A 16,776-nucleotide genomic window follows, 5' to 3' on the forward strand; every position below is an offset into this window, starting at 1 on the left:
GGTTCAGTTCCCCTCGGCGAGCGCCGACATCGCCGCCCCGGCGAGCTGGCGCAGTGAGATCTCCGCCGGGAGGGAGACGGCGAGCCGGTTGCAGACCAGGTGCGCGCAGATGTCGATGATGGTCAGGACCGAGGTGTCCGGTCCGGCGGTGACGATGCCCCCGGGTCCCTCCCAGCCCGAATCCGGGGGGTCCAGCGTGCCCATGGTCAGCTGGTCCTCAAGCGCGTCACGCAGCACCGCGACCGACCGGGCCCAGCTGGCCAGTGTTCCCGCGTCGGTGTGCCGCGCGCTGGCCGCCACCAGCGCCCGCATCTTCCGGGCCACGGACACCGCCGTGCCGAGCTGCTGTGCCGAGGGCTGCGGCAGATCAAAGGGCGCCACCCGGCCCTGGTACCCGCGTCCGAAGTCGATCCGGTTCCGTAGTCGTACGGGATCCGGTTCACAGCTCAGCCAGGCGATGAGGATCATGGCGTACGCGGCGGTCGACCGCTCCCGTGGGGAGGCCCCCTGCCTCAGCAGCCTCATCGCCACAGTGCTGGACTGGACGAAATGCCGTTCCACCGCCTCGATCGCGGCGCCGTAGCCGTAGCGATTGTGCTCCCGGCGATAGGGGACGTGGACGACCGAGTCGTTGGGTTGCAGTGACCTGAAGAGCGGCTCGGTCTGCTCCCATTCCGCCAGCATGGCCGCGCTCTCCGCGTAGGCGTTCTCGGTCATCACCGGCGTGGAGGGATTGTCCCGGAAGTAGGCTGCCAATCGCCTGTCGACAGTTTCCCTGATCTCGTCGGAGTCGGCGCCGACGGCCGGTAGCACGCGCAACCGGACATGCGGGCCGCCATCCCAGTACCGCAGGTAAAACCATCCACGTGCCCGGCCGCCGGACATCAGCTCCGTCACCAGCGGATCGACCGCGTTGACCAGCAGGTGGTCTTGGTCTCCCTGGTAGAAGGCGTGGGCGCTGACCCAGTTGGTCTCTTCCATCTCACCCTCGGTCCGAAATCTCGATGAGGTACTCGGCGGCGGCCGGCTCATCGGCGAGTCCCGTGGCGTCGCCCGGCGCGGGCAGCGCCTCCTCGAACACCATGACCGGTCCCGGTGCCCGCAGCATCCGTTCGAAAACCGCGAGCAAATGCCAGTTTGCGAAGTCGATATAGACGGGTTTGCGAGACTTATCCATCACCCACTTGCCCCACTTGTCGTCTGCCGGATCGTTGCCCCAGAGCCCGTCGTTCCACATGCGGACATAGCAGCGGTCCGGGATTCCATGCGCGTGAAGCCAACCGACCAGACGCACCAGATAGTCGGCATCGGTCTCTGCCTTCTGGCGAGCGGGTACCTGTGCGGTGGGCACCCGCCACCGCGCCCGACGCAGTACGACCCGGCCGGTCTCCACCCGGGGTTGGGTGGTGAGGGAATCGGGGGGTGCCAGATCGGCATCGGTCGCCAGCGGCGAGAAACTGGGGTGCAGGTAGTAGGTCACCCCGAAGGACCAGCTCAGGAATTGGGCGATGGGCGGCAGCAGGACGTCGGCCATCATTCCCAGATGCAGCGGCACGACCTGCTTTCGCAGCCGGGTCGAGACGATGTTCGCCAGACCGGTCCTCGGATCGTGGACCACCGTCAGATCCCCGAGCGGCAGCCGCTCGGAGGCGGGCCGACCGGTGACGGTGAACGGATAGTCGATCTCGTGATCGGTGCTGGAGGTACGGACGTTCAACGCCGACGAGAAGGTCCCGCTCAACTCCGCGAAGATCTTCTCGCCGGGCTCGGCGTGCCAGGCCCGGCCGGGCGGGACCGTCCCGCCGGCCAGCGTGGTGAACCGCGTCGTACGGCTGCGCCCCCGCCCGTACCCCGAGTGCGCCACGTTCAGCGCGAGCGCAAGCTGTGGTCCTCTCTCGATCACCTGCACGTAGCAGCCCAGCGACCCCGGAGGAGTGACCCACTCCGGCCAGCCGGCCGCCATGGCCCGCAGCTCCGCGACCGCGGTGCGGATGACGCCGTCAGGCTCCGGGGGACCAAGCACGCCGCGCCGGGCGGCCTCCTGAATCCGGCCGAGTTCCCGCAACCTGCTCAGCGGACTGGCGACCAGGGCGGTGCTGTTGGCCAGCGGCGACGCGCGCAGGAACCGCGCCACCTCCTGCCCGGAGGCGGATCCGCCGGCCCGATCCTCGCGCGCGATCTCCTCGTGGACCGCTCGGCACAGTTCCAGGATCGAGACCTGGGCGTCCGAGCCGAAGCGTTCCCGGAAGTAGTCGCCCAGTGCGAGCCGCAGCGGTAGCGCCGGGTCGAAGATCGCCAGCCACCGCCGTACGGCGTCGAGGTCCTCCAGTGCCGGACGCCAGCGCCCGGTCGAGCATTCGACCGGCGACTCACGGAACACCGCGTTCTCGTGGAAGACGGCCTTGCTCATTTCGGCCACCGGCTGGAAGGGAAGCCCGAGGCGCGTGACGATGCCGGCGACCGCGTCACGCAGGCGGTCCTGGCGGGCGCAGTGCGCGTCGACGTCCTCAACCGGCACCGGCATGGTGGCCTCCGTGCGCAGCCGGTCGAGCAGCACCGCGACGTCAACAAGGTCCTCGCCACCGTGTGCGGTGACCCAGGCGATCAGGTCCGACAGCGGATCGAGGGCCTGATCCGTGACCGGCGGCTCAAGAATCAGCAGGCCTGCCCGCACCAGCGCGTCCAGGAACGGCCGAACGCCGTCGCGCGCCCTGGCGCCGGAGGCGAGCCGTTCCTGTAGCCCGCTCAGCGTGCACGGCGGATCCTCCTCCAGGGTACGCAGGCAGGCGCGGATCGCGGGGGTCTCCGCCATGGTCACGATCGGCTCGCGGGGCGGCAGCCCGGAGAAGGTGATCTTTCCTTGCGACCTGGTCACACTCGGGTTCGCCCGCACCCGCAGCGATGCTCTCAGCACGGGAGTGTCGCGTAGGGCCCGAATCATGCTCTGCAGCAGGAAGCCGTCCAGTTCTAGGACCCCGCTGATCGGTGGCTTGGCGGCGAACACCTCCGGTGCCGAGCCATCCACCCAGACACCCAGGCCAGTGACGGTGAAGGTACTGTACGGACTGGTCTTTGCCGCCGCCCGGCCCACGTACTTCGCGAGCCGGGCCATGCTCTGAGCCCTCGGCCGGTGCGCCGGATCCGCCAGCCATTTGGCAAGTTCCACATGCAGCGCGGGGCTGGCCTGTGACAGCGCTCGACGGAAACCGGGATTCCCGGCCACATCGCGCAGAACCCGCTCCCGGTCACTGATCTCGGCGGCGAGGATCGTCGGCAATTCGGCGACGCTCCGATCCAGGATGTCCAGTTTCGACAGCCAGGCAGAGATCCGCTCGGCGACGTCGGAGGCGAGCAGCCCCGCGATTGCCTCGTTCCACTCCTCGTCGCGTGGCCGCCTCGATCGGTAGACCGCCCTGCGCAAACCGACCAGCCTCGGCTTCAGGGCGGTGTGTTCGAGCGCCCCGATCTCGGTGAACAGGGCGTCCGACAGCGCGTGTCCCTCCAGGGCCAGCCACCGCCGCAACCGCGCCTGTTCCTCGGCGCGCCGGAACGACTCCACCAGGCGCAGCCGGCCCAGAGTCGCCGCAGGCAACCCCGCAAGGCGCAGGATCGGAGGCGAGTCCACACGTGCGCCACTCGAGAGGACCACGCCCTCGTCCGTCATCGTGCCAACGCTTGCGCCCATAGCCCCTCCCGGCCAAGGGCTGTGCCGCCGGTCGCCGACCGGCGGCACAGCCGTAATCAAGGTCAGCTACTGCTGCTCGGGCAGCAGCTGCAGCTCGCGCTGCACGAGCAGAAGGGCAGCGACGCGCCGTGCTCGGGCATGCCGTGACCCGCCGTCAGCGACTCGATCGTGAGTCCGCTTTCGGCCAGGTCGAACACGTCCATCGGCAGGTCCTGCAGGTCGAAGTCGAGATCGTCCGAAGTATTCACACCTTTCTCCTTTGCTTGAAATTCGCATGACCGGAAGATCTTCCGTTGAGCACGTTAAGCCAAGGAAATCAACCATGGGAAGGCGCAGAAATTTCGCCAGCGGTATTCGACGAAGGTATCAGCCATTCTGTTACGACGGCGTGCACCCAAAGGCGTAGTCCTGCTACACCGGTCCCCGCCCTTGCGCGACCAGCGAGATCATCACATGATGGCGAGCGGGCAAGACACGAGTCATTCTTGCGGAGGTGGCATGAACAGCGCGCTGGAGTGCCTTACGGCCCGGCCGGAGAATTTCATCGAACAATGGCCCCAGACGCCCGAGGTCCATCATGGCGACCCGGTCGCGCTGGCCGCGCTCCTCGACGTCGAGGACGTCGACCGGCTGATAAGCGACCAGGGCCTCCCCGCGTCGTCGGTGACGATGACCAAGAACAACGTGATGGCGAAGCCGGGCAGCCTCGTCAGCGCCGACCTAGCGGCGTTTCCGGACGCTGCCGGAGCTGTCGACGCCCGCCGGGTCGGCGCGCACCTACGCGCCGGGCACACTCTCCTACTCATGGGTCTGCACCGCAGCTGGCAACCGCTCAGTCGGTTCTGTCGGCTGCTGTCGGCCGAACTCGGTCACCCGCTGTATGCGCACGCCTTTCTCACCCCGCCGAGCAGTCAGGGTTTCGCGCACCACTGGGACACCGAGGCGGTGTTCATCGTGCAGACCGTGGGGCACAAGACCTGGGAACTGCACCAGCCATTTCTGCCGGACCCGCTACCCCGGCACCGCTGGGGGCGCGTCCGGGTTCCACCCGCCGAGCGGACCCGGTTTGAACAGGGGGACCCGTTCCTGCGGGTCCGCCTCGCACCCGGCGACGTGCTCTGGGTGCCCCGGGGCTGGATTCACAACGGGTACGCCGAAGAAGGCGCCTCCCTGCACATCAGTGTGGGCGTACTCCAGTTCACCCGGCATTGGCTGCTCGAACGGCTCCTGGACCTCGCGGCCGAGGATCCCGAGTTCCGCACCTCGCTCCCGCCCGGGCTCATCGCCCACGGCATCGACAGCGCCGCGGGCGAGGTCACCGAGCGCTTCACGCGATGGCTGACCGACCTCGACGTCGAGCGCCTCGCGCAGTCGCTGCGCGCCAGTGCGCTGCGCACTCTGTCAGGGCCGCGCCGCCCCGCCGTCAGCTCTGCCGTGGGCGCGCTCAGCCACGACGTCGAGGTGGTGACGTACGTACCGGGCACGGTCCTGGCGAGCACCAAGGGCGTGGACGGCACCGTCCTGCATCTCGGCGACCACGACCTTCACCTTCCCGATCCGGTCACCGAGACGATCATGCAGATGATCGACCACCCCGGCACCGTGGTCGCGGTCGAGGAACTCCGCGCCTCGATCGGTCTTGACCGGGCCCGCCGGCTCGTGCGCGAGCTGATCGACGAAGGAGTCGTCGTCCCCGCCTGACCGCAGACGCTCGGCTGGCAACATGGCGTGATCGCCGGCTTCCCTTCGGGCGAGAGGGGATTGTCGTCGGAGTCCATGGCTACCGCGACGATGGCTCCGAGCCGGCCGTGGGGCGGGTGGGGTCCTGTTCGCACGCTCGGCGTATTCCCGCCCGCGGCGTGCGGGTACCGCGGGCCGAGGTGGCTGACACGGCGTCGGCGGAACCGAGCGCCGCGTCGGTACCGCCCGGGTCAGGCCATCCGCAGCACGACCTCGGCCACCGGCGCCTCGGGCGAGACGCGCAGCGCGACGGCCGTCCACACCAGCTGCTCGACCGCAGTCGCGAACTCCCCTTGGTAGCCCGGCAGCGGTAGGCCCGTGACCGGGTCGATGGGCACTCCGGTCAGGGGGTGCAGCCCCGGCAGAAGGGAGATGAGCTTCTGTGGTCGGGTGGGGATCCGTCGTCCGTGCGGCCGCCCGAGGCCGACGCCGGTCTCGTGGGCCCGCCGGTGCTCCTCCGCCTCGTCCCGTTCCCGCGCCGTCCACAGCGGACGCAGAAAGCCGAGGTCGATGACTGCGCCCCGGTCGTCGCAACGGGGTAGGCCCTGCAGGTAGAGGCTGGGTCCGTCGCCCAGTACTTGAGCGGCCAGGCCATCGCCAGCCGGGAGCGCCGTCCCGCGGAGCCGGCTGCCTGCCCAAGCTGGATGCACCGCCTCGACCAAGCCCGTGACGACCGGCGTGAGCGTGTCTCCCGGGCTCTCGCCGGCCGTCCGGGACGCGTCCAGGTGCACGACGTCAACGAGCAGCGCCTTGCCGGCCGCGACCAGAGCGTCGAGCGTACGGCTGTCCTCCGTGGAGCCCAACGCCTGCGTGATCCGTTGGCGCAGCGGGTCATGCGCGGGCCGGCCGGCCACCAGCCGGGTCCCGGCGATGGCGCCGGCCGCCACGACGACGGCCCGTGCGAGGGCGACTCGACCGGCGGCCTCCCCACCCGGCGCATCGAGCAACGGCTTGAGCCGGGTCACGAAGTCGGCCCGTGAGGCGACCCGACCCAGTCCGCGCAACGCCTCGGCGTCGACGAACCCGAGCTGGCCGTTGGACGGATCGAGGATCGGCACCTCGCGGGCGCCGCCGGCCACGGGCCCGGAGGGCACGGCCGCGTTCCAGGCCTCGACGGCCGCGGTCAGCTCGACCTCACCGGTCGGCGCGCAGCCGAGCACCGCGGTAAGGAACACCGACTCGAAGCCGCAGAGGGTGCCGGCCTGCCGGGCGACCGCGGACGCGTGGCCCAGTACCGCGCGCAGCGGAACCGCGTCCAGGACCGCGAGCTGGCCGAGCATCCCGGCCGTTGCGTTGGACAGCGTGGTGAACGCCGCGCGTGACCCCTCCAGGGCCTGGGCGTGCAGGGTCGTGAGGGAACGCAGGGTGGGTGCCGGGAGGTTGGCCCGGACCAGACCTGGCTTGAGCGTCAGAGTCATCTCGTTCACATCCCGTACGTGTACTCGCGCAGGACCGCGACGGCGTCGCGGACGGACGTCTCGGGCGAGACCCGGACGTGGCGCAGGGCCTCGACCGTGAGGCGCTGGTAGTCGCGCAACGTGGTGAACCGCGTCCGCGGCACGAGCTCGACCCACCGCTCGACGCCCTCGGCGGTCAGCCGCCGCTCGGGCGCCACCAGCAGCTCCTGGAAGACCGCACCCGGGTCGTGCAGCGTCCCGAGCTCGTCGATCTCGGCCAGCTCTCCCATCAACAACGAACCGGTCGGCGACCGCTGGAAGAGCCCCTGGCGGCCGGGCCCGATCGGTACCATGCCCCCGACAAGCTGGGCCTCAGCGGCCCAGAACGGCACGGCGAAGTCCTCGTCGAACCGGCCCTCGACCTCGCACTTGTGCGGATGAGGCTCGATGGTCTTGTGGCCGAGCCCGTGGTGCGGGCGATGGCCCGACGCCGGTGCGTGATGCGAGGGCCCCACGTGGCCGTGTGGGTGGGCGACGTACGGCTTGCCGTCGCGAGTCTCCAGCCGCACGTCGGAGTGGACGGGAACCTTGTCGCCGGACGCATGCTCGCGGCTGTGGTGGTCGCCGGAGCCGCCGAAGAGACCCCGGAAGAACCCGGCCACGGCGCCGATGATGCCGCCTGCCACCGTGCCCACTCCGGGGATGGCCGAGCCGAGGAGAGCGCCTCCAGCCGCGCCGGCCGCCGTGGAACCGATGACCTCCCCGACCTTGCCGGCCGCCTGCTGGACGTCGGACCCGCCGCCGAAGTCGCGGGCCAGCCCGGCCAGGTCCCGCGACATCTCCTGTGGGCTTGTCACCTGGGAGAAGACGTGTGCGACCTGGCCGATGGGCGTCTGACCCAGCGTGCGGCCCGCGACGTCGAAGATCGTGCTGTGCTGGGCGCCCCCGCCGGAGTGGGAAGGTGCGCCGAGCGAGGACGCCAGCCACTGGAACTGGTCCATTTCCGCCGTGACGCCGCCCAGCCGCGATGCGGACTGGAACGCCGCGGCGGCGGCCGACTCGAGCCCGTCGAAGCCGCCGTACAGGTCGACGGTGTCACAGATCGAGCCGAGCAGGTGGTTGCCGACGGCCGGAGAGGTCACGCCGATCTGGCCCAGCACCGCCGACAGCCCGTTGCTGTACGCGGTGAACGCGTCGTCCGGCCAGAGCGTGCCGGCGTCGGTCACGTAGCGGAACCCCTCGGTGCCGATCGCCGCGTGATGCAGCTCCCGCAGCCCCAGCCAGGCCACGTCGGGCTCGACCAGCGCGATGAGCGACGGCGCGATCCACAGGTCGCCTGCCGCGTTGGCACCGGCGGCGTCGGACGGCCCGAGCCGCGAGAACCATTCGTCAGACATGTCAGCCACTCCTTGCGAGTCAGCCGGCGGCGGTGGCCGCGCGGTGGAGGTACGTGAGCACGGCGAGGACCCGCCGGTGGTCGCCGGGTGCCGGTTCGAGATCAAGCCGCGCGAATATGCTGCGGATATGCGACTCCACGGTCTTGGGGGTGAGGAACAGCCGCTCGCCGATGCCTTGGTTGGACCGGCCGGCGGCCATCAGCTCGAGCACCTCGCGCTCGCGGTCGCTCAGCGCGGTGACCGGATCGCGCCACGCCGGCGGTGGTCCGGCGTTGGCGCACCGGGCCCGCAGACTCGACGCCACCGCGCTGCGACCGGCCGCGACGGCGCGGACCGCGGCGACGAACGCCGGCAGCCCGATGACGTCCTCCTCGACGAGGTAGCCAAGGCCGTCGGCGCCGGTCGCGAGCAGGGCCGCAAGCAGGTGCTCGTCGGTGCGGTCGGCCAGCACGACCAGCCGGTGCGTGCGGCGCAGCCCGACGAGCGTGTCGGTCATGTGTTCCGCCGCCGCGCCGCGCCGGTCGACGACCACGACGTCGGCCGCCACCCGGCGCATGACGGCATCGAGAGCGGCCAGGGTCGGCGTCACGAGGCGGACGGTGCAGCCGGATCCGCGCAGCGCCGCGGCGAGTGCCTCGCCGGCCAGACCGGTGCCGGCCAGGATGATGCGGGTCGCGGCCGGGCGGGCCGCCTGGTGCAGGTCCGTACGCATCCTCTTCCTCCCACGTCGGTACGCCAAGTAGATGCGGCCCGGTGCGCGCCTGATCCGTCGAGCGGCGGTCTTTTTCCAATCGCCGAGACGGACCGGACGGATCAGGGGCGCCGTCGCAGGTATCTGGTAAGCAAGCCGTGGAGGTGAGCGATGGAGGCCGAGGTCCTAGCGGCGGCTCGTAGCGGTGACCAGCGGGCCTGGGATGCCATCGTGGACCGGTACACCGGTCTGCTGTGGTCCGTGGCGCGCGGCTTCCGGCTCGACGCGGCCGACGCGGCCGACGTCGTGCAGCTCACCTGGCTGCGCCTGGTCGAACACCTCGACGACGTCGTCGACCCGGACCGGCTCGGGGCGTGGCTGGCCACGACCGTCCGCCGCGAGTGTCTGCAGTTACTGCGGCGCCGGCGGGAGCGGCCGGCGGCGGTCGACGACTGGCTCGCCTCCGTGCCCGACCCGGGCCCGCCCGTCGACGCCCGGATGCTGCGGGTGGAGCGCGACGCCGGCCTCTGGCGGGCCCTGCACACGCTGTCGGGCCGATGCCAGCAGTTGCTGCGCGTGCTGATGGCGGTGCCGCCGCCGGCCTACGCCGACGTGTCGGCCGCCCTCGACATGCCGATCGGCAGCATCGGCCCGGCCCGGCAACGCTGCCTGGCCGCGTTGCGCCGCGCGCTGGCCGAAACGCAACTGGCCATAGGAGACCGCCGTGACGGATGACGAGCTGCTGGCCGAGCTGACCCGGGTCGCCGCGGCCGCCGACCCGCCGCCCGAACTCGTCGTGGCGAGCGCGCGGCACGCGCTGTCGACCCGCAGGCTCGACGACCAGCTTGCCGCCCTGCTGGCCGACTCCGCGCTCGACACCGCCGTGCAGGTGGTCCGCGGCGACGACCAGCCCCGGCTCCTGTCCTTCGCCCACGCCGACACGACGATCGACCTCCAGATCCAACGCACCGCTGGCGGCCTGGCGGTGCGCGGCCTGGTCGCCAGCACCGCGAGCGAGGTCGTCGTCGACGCGAGCGAGGCCGTCGTCGACGCGAGCGATGGCCCGCACGCCGCCCCGCTCGACGAAAGCGGCTGGTTCACGGTGGCCGATCTGCCGGACGGGCCGCTGCGGGTGCGACTGCCGGGCCGGCCGACCGGCGGTATCTCGACCGGCTGGATCGCGCCGTAACGTGTCGGCTGCCGCCGCGCTCGCCGCTCGCGCGCTGGATCTGGTCGGCGCGGATCCCCGCCGCGCGCTGGAGACGGCGGACGCGGCCGTACGGGCCGACGGGGCAGATCGCGCGGCCGTCTCCCGGGCCCACCGGGCGGCCGCGCTCGCGCTGCGCGAGCTGGGCGATCCGGCCGCGGCCGAGCGCCGCCTCCGGGTCGCCGTGCGTAGCGCCGGGCCCGTCGCCGACGCCGCGGCGGAGGCGCGGATGAGTCTCGCATTCGTGCTGGTCGACCGGGGCCGGCTGCGGGCGGCGCTGGCCGAGGCCGACCGAGCCGCCGCCGCGCTCGACGGGCTGCCGGCCGTGCGGCTGGCGGCTCAGCGGGCCTTGATCCTGCAGCGGACCGGGCGGCTGGCCGAGGCCCTGTCCGGGTACGCCGCCGCGCTGCCTGCCCTGCGGTCGGCCGGCGACACACTGTGGGAGGCGCGGGCCCTCAACAACCGCGGCCTGCTGCACAAACATCGCGGCACGCTGGAGGCGGCCGACGCCGACCTGGTGCGGGCCGCGGCCCTCTACACCGAGCTGGGTCTGCACCGCTTCGCGGCGGACGCCGAGTGGAACCGGGCCACGGTGGCCGCCCACCGCGGCGACGTACCGGCCGCGCTGGCCGGCTTCGACCGGGCCGAGGCGGCACACGCCCGGGCCGGCACGCCGCGGCCGCAGCTGTGGCTCAACCGCAGCCAGGTGCTCATGTCGGTGGGGCTGACCGCCGAGGCGAACGCCTCGGCCGTCCGGGCGGTGGCGGCCCTGCGGGCCAGCGGGCACGCGACCGATCTGGCCGAGGCGCGGCTGCTGCTGGCCGAGGCGGCCGTGGCCGACGGCCGTCCGGCCGAGGCGGTGGCGCAGGCCCGCGCGGCCGGCCGGGCGTTCGCCCGCCAGGGCCGCGACGGCTGGGCCCTGCTGGCCCGGCTCGCCGCGCTGCGCGCGGCGTCGGCCCGGCCCCGGGCCGGCCTGCGCGACGCACTGGCCTGCGCCGAGGCGCTGGCCGCGGCCGGCTGGCGCGGCGCCGAGCAGGACGCGCGGGTCGTGGCGGCCCGGTTCGCGCTCGGCGCCGGCGACCCCGCGGCGGCCGCTGCCCAGCTCCGGCGCGTCCGGCCACGGCGGGCAACCGCGCCCCTGGACCTGCGGGTGCGCTGGTGGCACGCCGAAGCCGACCGGCGCCGGGCCGCCGGCGACCGGCCCGGCGCCCTGAGCGCGCTCCGGGCCGGCCTGCGCCAACTCGACGACGCCCAGGCGGTACTCGGGGCGACCGACATGCGGGCCCACGTGGCCGGGCTCGGTCATACGCTGGCCGCCGACGGGCTCGACCTGGTGGTGGCCTCCGGCCCGGCGCGGGCGGTGCTCGTCTGGGCCGAACGGTCGCGGGCGCGAGCGCTGCGGCTGCGTCCGGTCCGTCCGCCGGACGACCCGGAGCTCGCCGCGGCACTGGCCGACCTGCGCCGGCTCGCAGCCGAGGCGGGCCCGGCCGGCCCCACCGCGGCGGCGCGGGCGGCCGCCGAGAGCCGGGTGGTGCGGATCAGCCGCACGGCCGGCGGACCGCTGCACCGGCCGGTGGACCTTCCCCCCGACCCGGCCGCGCTGGCGGCGGAGCTGGGCGAGCGGGCACTCGTGGCGTACGTCCGCCATCGCGACGACCTGCTGGCGGTCTCTCTTGCGGCCCGACGCTGCACGCTGCACCGGTTGGGCCCGGCCGCGGTGGTGACCGCGCCGCTGGAGGCGTCCCACTTCACGCTGCGCCGGCTCGCCCTCGGCCTCGGGCCGCCGGCGGCCGCCGACCGCATGCGGCACCTGGCCGAGGCGGCCGGCCTAGCGCTCGACCGGCTGCTCCTGGCCCCGCTGCGGCGTGCGGTCGGCGACCGGCCGCTGGTCGTCGTACCTACCGGCCTGCTGCACGCCGTGCCGTGGGGGCTGCTCCCCAGCGTGTCGGGGCGGCCGGTGACGCTGGCTCCGTCGGCGGCCGCCTGGCTGCGGGCCGAGCGCCGGCCCGTGCGCCCCGGACACCGGCTCTTCGCCGCCGGTCCGGGGCTGCCCGGCGCCCGTCAGGAGGTAGCGGGTCTGGCCGGCGGTACGGCCCTGCTGGACGGCGCGGCGACGGTCGAGTCGGTGCTGTCCGGAATGGACGGTGCTGCGCTCGCCCACGTTGCTGCCCACGGTGTTCTGCGCGTGGACAACCCGCTGCTGTCGGCCCTGACGTTGGCCGACGGCCCACTGACCGTTTACGACCTCGAGCGGCTGGCCACGGCACCAGACACGGTCGTACTGCCGGCCTGCCAGTCCGGCGTCGCCGCCGTGCGGGCCGGCGACGAGCTGCTCGGCTTGGCATCGGCCCTGCTCGCGCTCGGCACGCGATCGGTCGTCGCGACCGTCCTGCCGGTGGCCGACGGGGCGACGGAGCCGCTGATGCGCGACTTCCACCGGTGCCTGCGGTCGGGGCAACGCCCGGCCGCCGCACTGGCCGCCGCCCGGGCCGGCGCCGGTCCAGACCACGCCGCCTTCGCCGCGGCGGCGAGCTTCGTCTGCCTCGGCGGCTGACTACCAGGTGCTCTCGATGTCGCCGGCCGGCAGCAACCGGCCGGTGAAGCCGGGCCACGGCACCGGCGGCAGCTCGGCCAGCAGCCGGTCGCGGTGCGCGGCCGCGGTGCCACCGGCGGGGTCGGCGATCAACCGCCGGGCCAGCTCGGCCGCGAACAGGGGTGCAGCGAACGACGTACCGCTCCAACTGGCCCAGCCGGTGAAGGCCGACCCGGCCTCGTCCTCGTGCCCGTCGACGTAGGCGCTGCACAGCCGGACGCCTGGCGCGTACACGTCGACCCACGGCCCCCGGTTGGTGAACGGCGCCGGCGCCGGCCCCCCCTCGACCGTCTGATAGGCGCCGACCGCGACCACGCCCTTGATGGCAGCCGGCCAGAACGGCCGCTCGGCGCGCTCGGCGCCCTCGCCGTCGTTGCCGGCCGCCGCCACCACGACCCGGCCGGCGGCGAGGATCCGGCGCACGGCCGCGATCAGCGCCGCCGGTGGGGTGTCGCCTTCGGTGTAGCCGCCCAGCGAGAGGTTGACGATGGGTGCGGTCGCCTCCTCCAGCAGGGCCAGCGCGATCCGTGCCTCGTCACCTTCGCCGCTGGCGTGCAACACGGTGGAGACCGCGACGCCCGCCGCCGGTGCGACCCGGCCGACCAGGCCGCAGATGAAGAAGCCGTGCCCGGCCTGCCGGTCCAGCCGCCCGTCCTCGTTCTCGTCCAGTGGGTTGCCGATCCGGTCCGGCACCGGGAACCGCTCGACGACGAGCGCCCGCAGGCCACCGGGTAGCTCACGCCACTGCGGTGGCATCGCGGTGTCGAGGACCGCCACGTGCGCCGCGCCGTTCGCCTCTCCTGGGGCGAGCGGCCAGTGCGTCGGCGGTGGCACCGGCCGCGGCCGGTCGCCGGGGCCGCCGTGGTACCAGTCTTCGCCGACGAACACGTGGTTGAGCTGGACACTGGCCCCGCGCGCTCGCAACGCGGCCGCCAGGTCGGGCAGGTCGCGGCCGCGACGGTCGGTTACCGTCCACAGCCGCTGGTGAGCCTCGGCCGCGGCCAGACGCTCGTTGACGTCGCCGTAGTCGGGCCCGGCCACCCGGTCCCGCCAAGGCGTGTGGCCGGGTACGTACGGCTCGGCCGACACGTCCGCGGCGGCCAGCAGGTCGGGCAGATGGGGTTCGACCTCCACCCCGACCAGGATCTCGTCCGGCCGGAACCAGCCGTCGCGGCCGGCGACGACCGGGGAGACGGCTCCCTGGGGCAGCCATTCGATGGTCATCGCGGATCCTCTCGTGGCGTGGTGGCACCAGCATGGCGCCGGTGCCACCCCTTGCACCATCGGCCGTTAGAGCGCCAGCATCGCCAGTCCGACGACGAGTAGCCCCTCCAGCAGTCCCACGCCGCCGGTGCCGTCGCCGCCGCCTTCCGGCAGGATCGCGGCTTCGTCGATGTAGCCGATGGCCTGTCCAAATCGGTCGACCACGGTGATCATTGCCCGCCCTTCCCTTCTGTCTCGGTCCGCAGCTGAGTCGCGGCCGTCGCCACCCGGCCGGCGATCAGCTTGGCAAACGCGGCGACGTCACCGTCGGTGGTCTGGTCGATCAGCGTGCGGATCTGCACCATCGCGTTCTCGAACGCGTGGGCGGCGTCCGGCTCGCCGAGGGCGGTGCGCTTCTCCTGCAATGCGTCCAGCTTGGACCGCACCTCGTCGGCCCGGTCGGACAGTACGTCGGCCAGCCGTGTGGTGGCCGCCACGTAGTCGTCCAGGGTGTGGCCCAGCCGTTCGCGCGCCGCGGCCCGGTCGTCGGCCGATCCGCCGAGAACCGGGACAGCCGCCCGCAGCTCGGCCACGAGCCCGACCGTACGGGCCACGTCCAGTCGTTCGTCGATGGTCTTCCTGTCGGTCATCACCTTTCTCCCTTCAGCTCTATCCCAAGTCGAAGTGCATGACGTCGCCGCTCTCCCGAGCGCCGAAGTCGCTGGCGCCCCACCGCATCCGGCGGGTGCCGATGATCGCGTCACCCACGTGAATCAGTGAGCACACCAACTCCTTACGGAGCTGGAGGAACCCGTGGGCCGGGTTGCGCGTCGCCGTGATCGGCTGGGCCGGGTTCCCGTGGAGCATCGGAGTGCGCACGGTCTCGTAGTCGCGCAGCATCTGCCAGTACTGCTGCTCCGGCCCGTACGGCCAGCCTTGGTGGTTCTGGGCCCAGAACTCGTCGGCGTAGAGGAACTCGATCGCCGGGATGGCGGCGTCGGCCGGCTGGGCCAGCTCGGGTGCGGGGATCGCGCGCAGCGCCGGATGGCCGTCGGGCAGGGCATGCGCGTCGGCGATGGGTGGCCGGTTCACCCGTACGTGAGCGGCCGAGACCGCCCAGGACAGGTAGAACACCAGCGCGTCGGACAGCTCGCGGAACCGGTCGTACGTGACCTCGATCGTGTCGTTGACCCGGATGCTGGTGTCGGATCGCCGGCCGCTGACGGTGAAGAACGCGACCGCCCGGTCGTAGACCTCGACCACCCGCCGGCGCATTTCCTGCTGGTCGTGCGCGGCCGCCTCGCCGCCGTACGTCTCACCGGTGCGCGTGACGATGTACGGGCACTCGGTCACGTTGAGATCGACGGCCGCGCCGGTCGCGTGGCGGCCGTCGCCGGGCCGGGTGCCGATGATCGGCTCGACCAAGCCGGCCCAGGTGTGGAAGTCCCCTTCGTCCGGCGAGGCCTTCCACGTGCGCCACAGGTCGTCCTCCACCGCGGCGAGGACCTGAGCCATGGTCGCGTTGACGCCGCCGGTGATCGGCTGGCCGAGGAAGGTGTCCATGGTGTCTCCCGTCAGTGCAGAAAGTCGACGAGGCTCTGGCCGCCGGGCACCGCGACCGTGTTGCGGTCCACGAGGCCGGCGATGCCGGGGATGCCGGCGCCGATGGCGTGCTGCCAGACCGAGTAGTCCGACCAGCCGCGCGGCAGCAGCGGGCCGTTGGGCCGGGTGGCGTGGGCGCCGTGGCCCAGCGGCCGGCCGTAGCTCGCGATCCACAGGTGGTGCTTACCGTCGAAGGCGGCGTTCCCGCGCATCTGGCTGGTCCAGAACGACGGGTACGTGTAGATCAGCGGACGCTGTCCGGTCGCCTGCCACACGATGCTGATGAAGAACTGGAGCGACGCCACGGCTTGCTCTGCGGTCACCCCGTGCGGCAGCGTCTCGACGTCGACTGCCGGCGGCAGCTCGGCGCCGCCGCCCGCCGCCGTCACGACGTTGCTGAAGTGGTCGGCCTGGGCGCGGGTCGCGTCGGGCGTCGTGCGGGCATGGAAGTAGTGGTAGGCGCCGCGCGGCACGCGGCCGGCGCTGCCAGCCCAGTTGTGGGCGAACTGGTTGTCGGTGTGGTTGTCGCCCTCGGTGGCCTTGATGTAGGCGAAGCCGAGACCGGCCTGGCCGACGGCCGGCCAGTCGATGTTCCCCTGGGCGTAGGAGACGTCGATGCCGTCGACGATCTCGAACGCCGCGCCGGGGGCGCTGAGCGCCCTCAGCTCCACCAGGGTGCCGTTGTGGTAGAAGATCGAACCGTGCTGGAAGTGGCTCACCCGGCCTACCGGCTGCCCGCCGACGACGTCGTCGACCTCGTCGCTGACCGGGAAACCGAGGGCCAGCGGGCCGCCGAGCTCGAGGTAGCGGGCCAGGATCGCCCCGTGCACCTCGAACGTGCCGGTGTCCGGGTGCTCGTAGATCGTGACCGCGACGCCGGTGGACAGCACGTACCCGAAGAAGCGTCCGTGGGTGCCGGGGACGGGCAGGGGTACGACCGGCAGCGGCACGGCCGGCCCCCAGCCCTGATGCAGCAGTTCCTGGTACTTCTCTTCGATCCCGCTCATGGCCCCAGGGTCCGTCCTGGGGCCGGACCAGCCATCCGGGTTAGCCCTGAAGCCGGCGGGCGGATCCGGCGGCCGGCTTCAGGACAACGGGAGGGCAGCGGGGTGGGCCGCCGGCTGCACCAGGGAGTTCCTGACCCACCTCCGTTCGCTGCGTGCCCATGGCATCGGCATCAACCACCACTCACGCATCGTGAAAGAGCAGGGCTAACCACGTATTGTCTGATCCTGCTACCTTCTGTAGTCGCTCACGCCGT

15 protein-coding genes are annotated in these 16,776 nt (G+C 72.5%); 4 read left to right on the plus strand and 11 right to left on the minus strand.

Translation table 11 applies throughout. From position 1 onward, the window contains the following. Positions 1-3: 3 nt before the first annotated feature. From AAH979_RS30215 to AAH979_RS30225, 3 genes are read right to left on the minus strand one after another with little or no spacing between them, the layout of a single operon-like run. The gene (locus AAH979_RS30215) at positions 4-981 is read right to left on the minus strand and encodes a lantibiotic dehydratase C-terminal domain-containing protein (protein WP_346261534.1); all 978 of its coding nucleotides are present in this window, start codon (positions 979-981) and stop codon (positions 4-6) included. A gap of 1 nt (position 982) precedes the next feature. Then, positions 983-3,733: a lantibiotic dehydratase gene (locus tag AAH979_RS30220; RefSeq protein ID WP_346261535.1), complete on the minus strand. Its 2,751-nt coding sequence runs from the start codon at positions 3,731-3,733 to the stop codon at positions 983-985. A gap of 14 nt (positions 3,734-3,747) precedes the next feature. Next, positions 3,748-3,933, minus strand: a complete 186-nt coding sequence (locus AAH979_RS30225; RefSeq protein ID WP_346261536.1) for a thiomuracin/GE37468 family thiazolyl RiPP peptide — start codon at positions 3,931-3,933, stop codon at positions 3,748-3,750. Between the two features lie 250 nt (positions 3,934-4,183). Here AAH979_RS30225 and AAH979_RS30230 point away from each other — a divergent pair, with 250 nt between their 5' ends. After that, a complete protein-coding gene (locus tag AAH979_RS30230) occupies positions 4,184-5,386 on the plus strand; it encodes a cupin domain-containing protein (RefSeq protein WP_346261537.1) in 1,203 nt (400 codons plus the stop codon). A 230-nt stretch (positions 5,387-5,616) separates the two neighbouring features. On the opposite strand, the gene AAH979_RS30235 is transcribed toward AAH979_RS30230, so the two are convergent. Genes AAH979_RS30235 through AAH979_RS30245 form a run of 3 tightly spaced genes read right to left on the minus strand, consistent with a single transcriptional unit; the run spans position 5,617 to position 8,931 of the window. After that, positions 5,617-6,843, minus strand: a complete 1,227-nt coding sequence (locus AAH979_RS30235; protein ID WP_346261538.1) for a hypothetical protein — start codon at positions 6,841-6,843, stop codon at positions 5,617-5,619. Between the two features lie 5 nt (positions 6,844-6,848). Continuing rightward, positions 6,849-8,219 (minus strand): hypothetical protein, encoded by a 1,371-nt coding sequence (locus AAH979_RS30240; RefSeq protein WP_346261539.1) that lies wholly within the window; start codon positions 8,217-8,219, stop codon positions 6,849-6,851. A gap of 19 nt (positions 8,220-8,238) precedes the next feature. Further along, positions 8,239-8,931, minus strand: coding sequence for a LuxR C-terminal-related transcriptional regulator (locus AAH979_RS30245; protein WP_346261540.1), 693 nt, complete (start codon positions 8,929-8,931; stop codon positions 8,239-8,241). A gap of 150 nt (positions 8,932-9,081) precedes the next feature. Between AAH979_RS30245 and AAH979_RS30250 the strand changes: the two genes are divergently transcribed. From AAH979_RS30250 to AAH979_RS30260, 3 genes are read left to right on the plus strand one after another with little or no spacing between them, the layout of a single operon-like run. Continuing rightward, the gene (locus AAH979_RS30250; RefSeq protein ID WP_346261541.1) at positions 9,082-9,645 is read left to right on the plus strand and encodes a sigma-70 family RNA polymerase sigma factor; all 564 of its coding nucleotides are present in this window, start codon (positions 9,082-9,084) and stop codon (positions 9,643-9,645) included. Then, complete coding sequence (locus tag AAH979_RS30255) at positions 9,635-10,099, plus strand: hypothetical protein (RefSeq protein ID WP_346261542.1); 465 nt, start codon at positions 9,635-9,637, stop codon at positions 10,097-10,099. Before AAH979_RS30250 ends, AAH979_RS30255 begins: the two co-directional genes overlap by 11 nt. 1 nt (position 10,100) lies before the next feature. Continuing rightward, positions 10,101-12,671, plus strand: coding sequence for a CHAT domain-containing protein (locus AAH979_RS30260; protein ID WP_346261543.1), 2,571 nt, complete (start codon positions 10,101-10,103; stop codon positions 12,669-12,671). On the opposite strand, the gene AAH979_RS30265 is transcribed toward AAH979_RS30260, so the two are convergent. The 5 genes from AAH979_RS30265 to AAH979_RS30285 form a co-directional block, all read right to left on the minus strand. Then, positions 12,672-13,934 carry a S8/S53 family peptidase gene (locus AAH979_RS30265; RefSeq protein ID WP_346261544.1) on the minus strand — a complete coding sequence of 421 codons (1,263 nt, stop codon included), beginning with the start codon at positions 13,932-13,934 and terminating at the stop codon, positions 12,672-12,674. It lies immediately after the preceding gene. Positions 13,935-14,000: 66 nt separating this feature from the next. Next, the gene (locus tag AAH979_RS30270) at positions 14,001-14,147 is read right to left on the minus strand and encodes a hypothetical protein (protein ID WP_346261545.1); all 147 of its coding nucleotides are present in this window, start codon (positions 14,145-14,147) and stop codon (positions 14,001-14,003) included. After that, the gene (locus tag AAH979_RS30275) at positions 14,144-14,563 is read right to left on the minus strand and encodes a hypothetical protein (protein ID WP_346261546.1); all 420 of its coding nucleotides are present in this window, start codon (positions 14,561-14,563) and stop codon (positions 14,144-14,146) included. The genes AAH979_RS30270 and AAH979_RS30275 overlap by 4 nt, the downstream gene beginning before the upstream one ends. Before the next feature lie 19 nt (positions 14,564-14,582). Then, a complete protein-coding gene (locus AAH979_RS30280) occupies positions 14,583-15,476 on the minus strand; it encodes a hypothetical protein (protein ID WP_346261547.1) in 894 nt (297 codons plus the stop codon). Positions 15,477-15,487: 11 nt separating this feature from the next. Then, positions 15,488-16,522, minus strand: coding sequence for a GH25 family lysozyme (locus AAH979_RS30285; RefSeq protein WP_346261548.1), 1,035 nt, complete (start codon positions 16,520-16,522; stop codon positions 15,488-15,490). Positions 16,523-16,776: the final 254 nt, after the last annotated feature.

This window comes from Plantactinospora sp. ZYX-F-223 (genome assembly GCF_039649625.1).
Lineage (GTDB): Bacteria > Actinomycetota > Actinomycetes > Mycobacteriales > Micromonosporaceae > Plantactinospora.

Excerpts from the sequence above, each read along its gene's own strand:
- AAH979_RS30250 (WP_346261541.1), top strand. The coding sequence starts at position 9,082 with ATGGAGGCCGAGGTCCTAGCGGCGGCTCGTAGCGGTGACCAGCGGGCC.
- AAH979_RS30275 (WP_346261546.1), bottom strand. The coding sequence starts at position 14,563 with ATGACCGACAGGAAGACCATCGACGAACGACTGGACGTGGCCCGTACG.
- AAH979_RS30215 (WP_346261534.1), bottom strand. The coding sequence starts at position 981 with ATGGAAGAGACCAACTGGGTCAGCGCCCACGCCTTCTACCAGGGAGAC.
- AAH979_RS30235 (WP_346261538.1), bottom strand. The coding sequence starts at position 6,843 with ATGACTCTGACGCTCAAGCCAGGTCTGGTCCGGGCCAACCTCCCGGCA.
- AAH979_RS30285 (WP_346261548.1), bottom strand. The coding sequence starts at position 16,522 with ATGAGCGGGATCGAAGAGAAGTACCAGGAACTGCTGCATCAGGGCTGG.
- AAH979_RS30245 (WP_346261540.1), bottom strand. The coding sequence starts at position 8,931 with ATGCGTACGGACCTGCACCAGGCGGCCCGCCCGGCCGCGACCCGCATC.
- AAH979_RS30270 (WP_346261545.1), bottom strand. The coding sequence starts at position 14,147 with ATGATCACCGTGGTCGACCGATTTGGACAGGCCATCGGCTACATCGAC.
- AAH979_RS30280 (WP_346261547.1), bottom strand. The coding sequence starts at position 15,476 with ATGGACACCTTCCTCGGCCAGCCGATCACCGGCGGCGTCAACGCGACC.
- AAH979_RS30230 (WP_346261537.1), top strand. The coding sequence starts at position 4,184 with ATGAACAGCGCGCTGGAGTGCCTTACGGCCCGGCCGGAGAATTTCATC.
- AAH979_RS30265 (WP_346261544.1), bottom strand. The coding sequence starts at position 13,934 with ATGACCATCGAATGGCTGCCCCAGGGAGCCGTCTCCCCGGTCGTCGCC.
- AAH979_RS30240 (WP_346261539.1), bottom strand. The coding sequence starts at position 8,219 with ATGTCTGACGAATGGTTCTCGCGGCTCGGGCCGTCCGACGCCGCCGGT.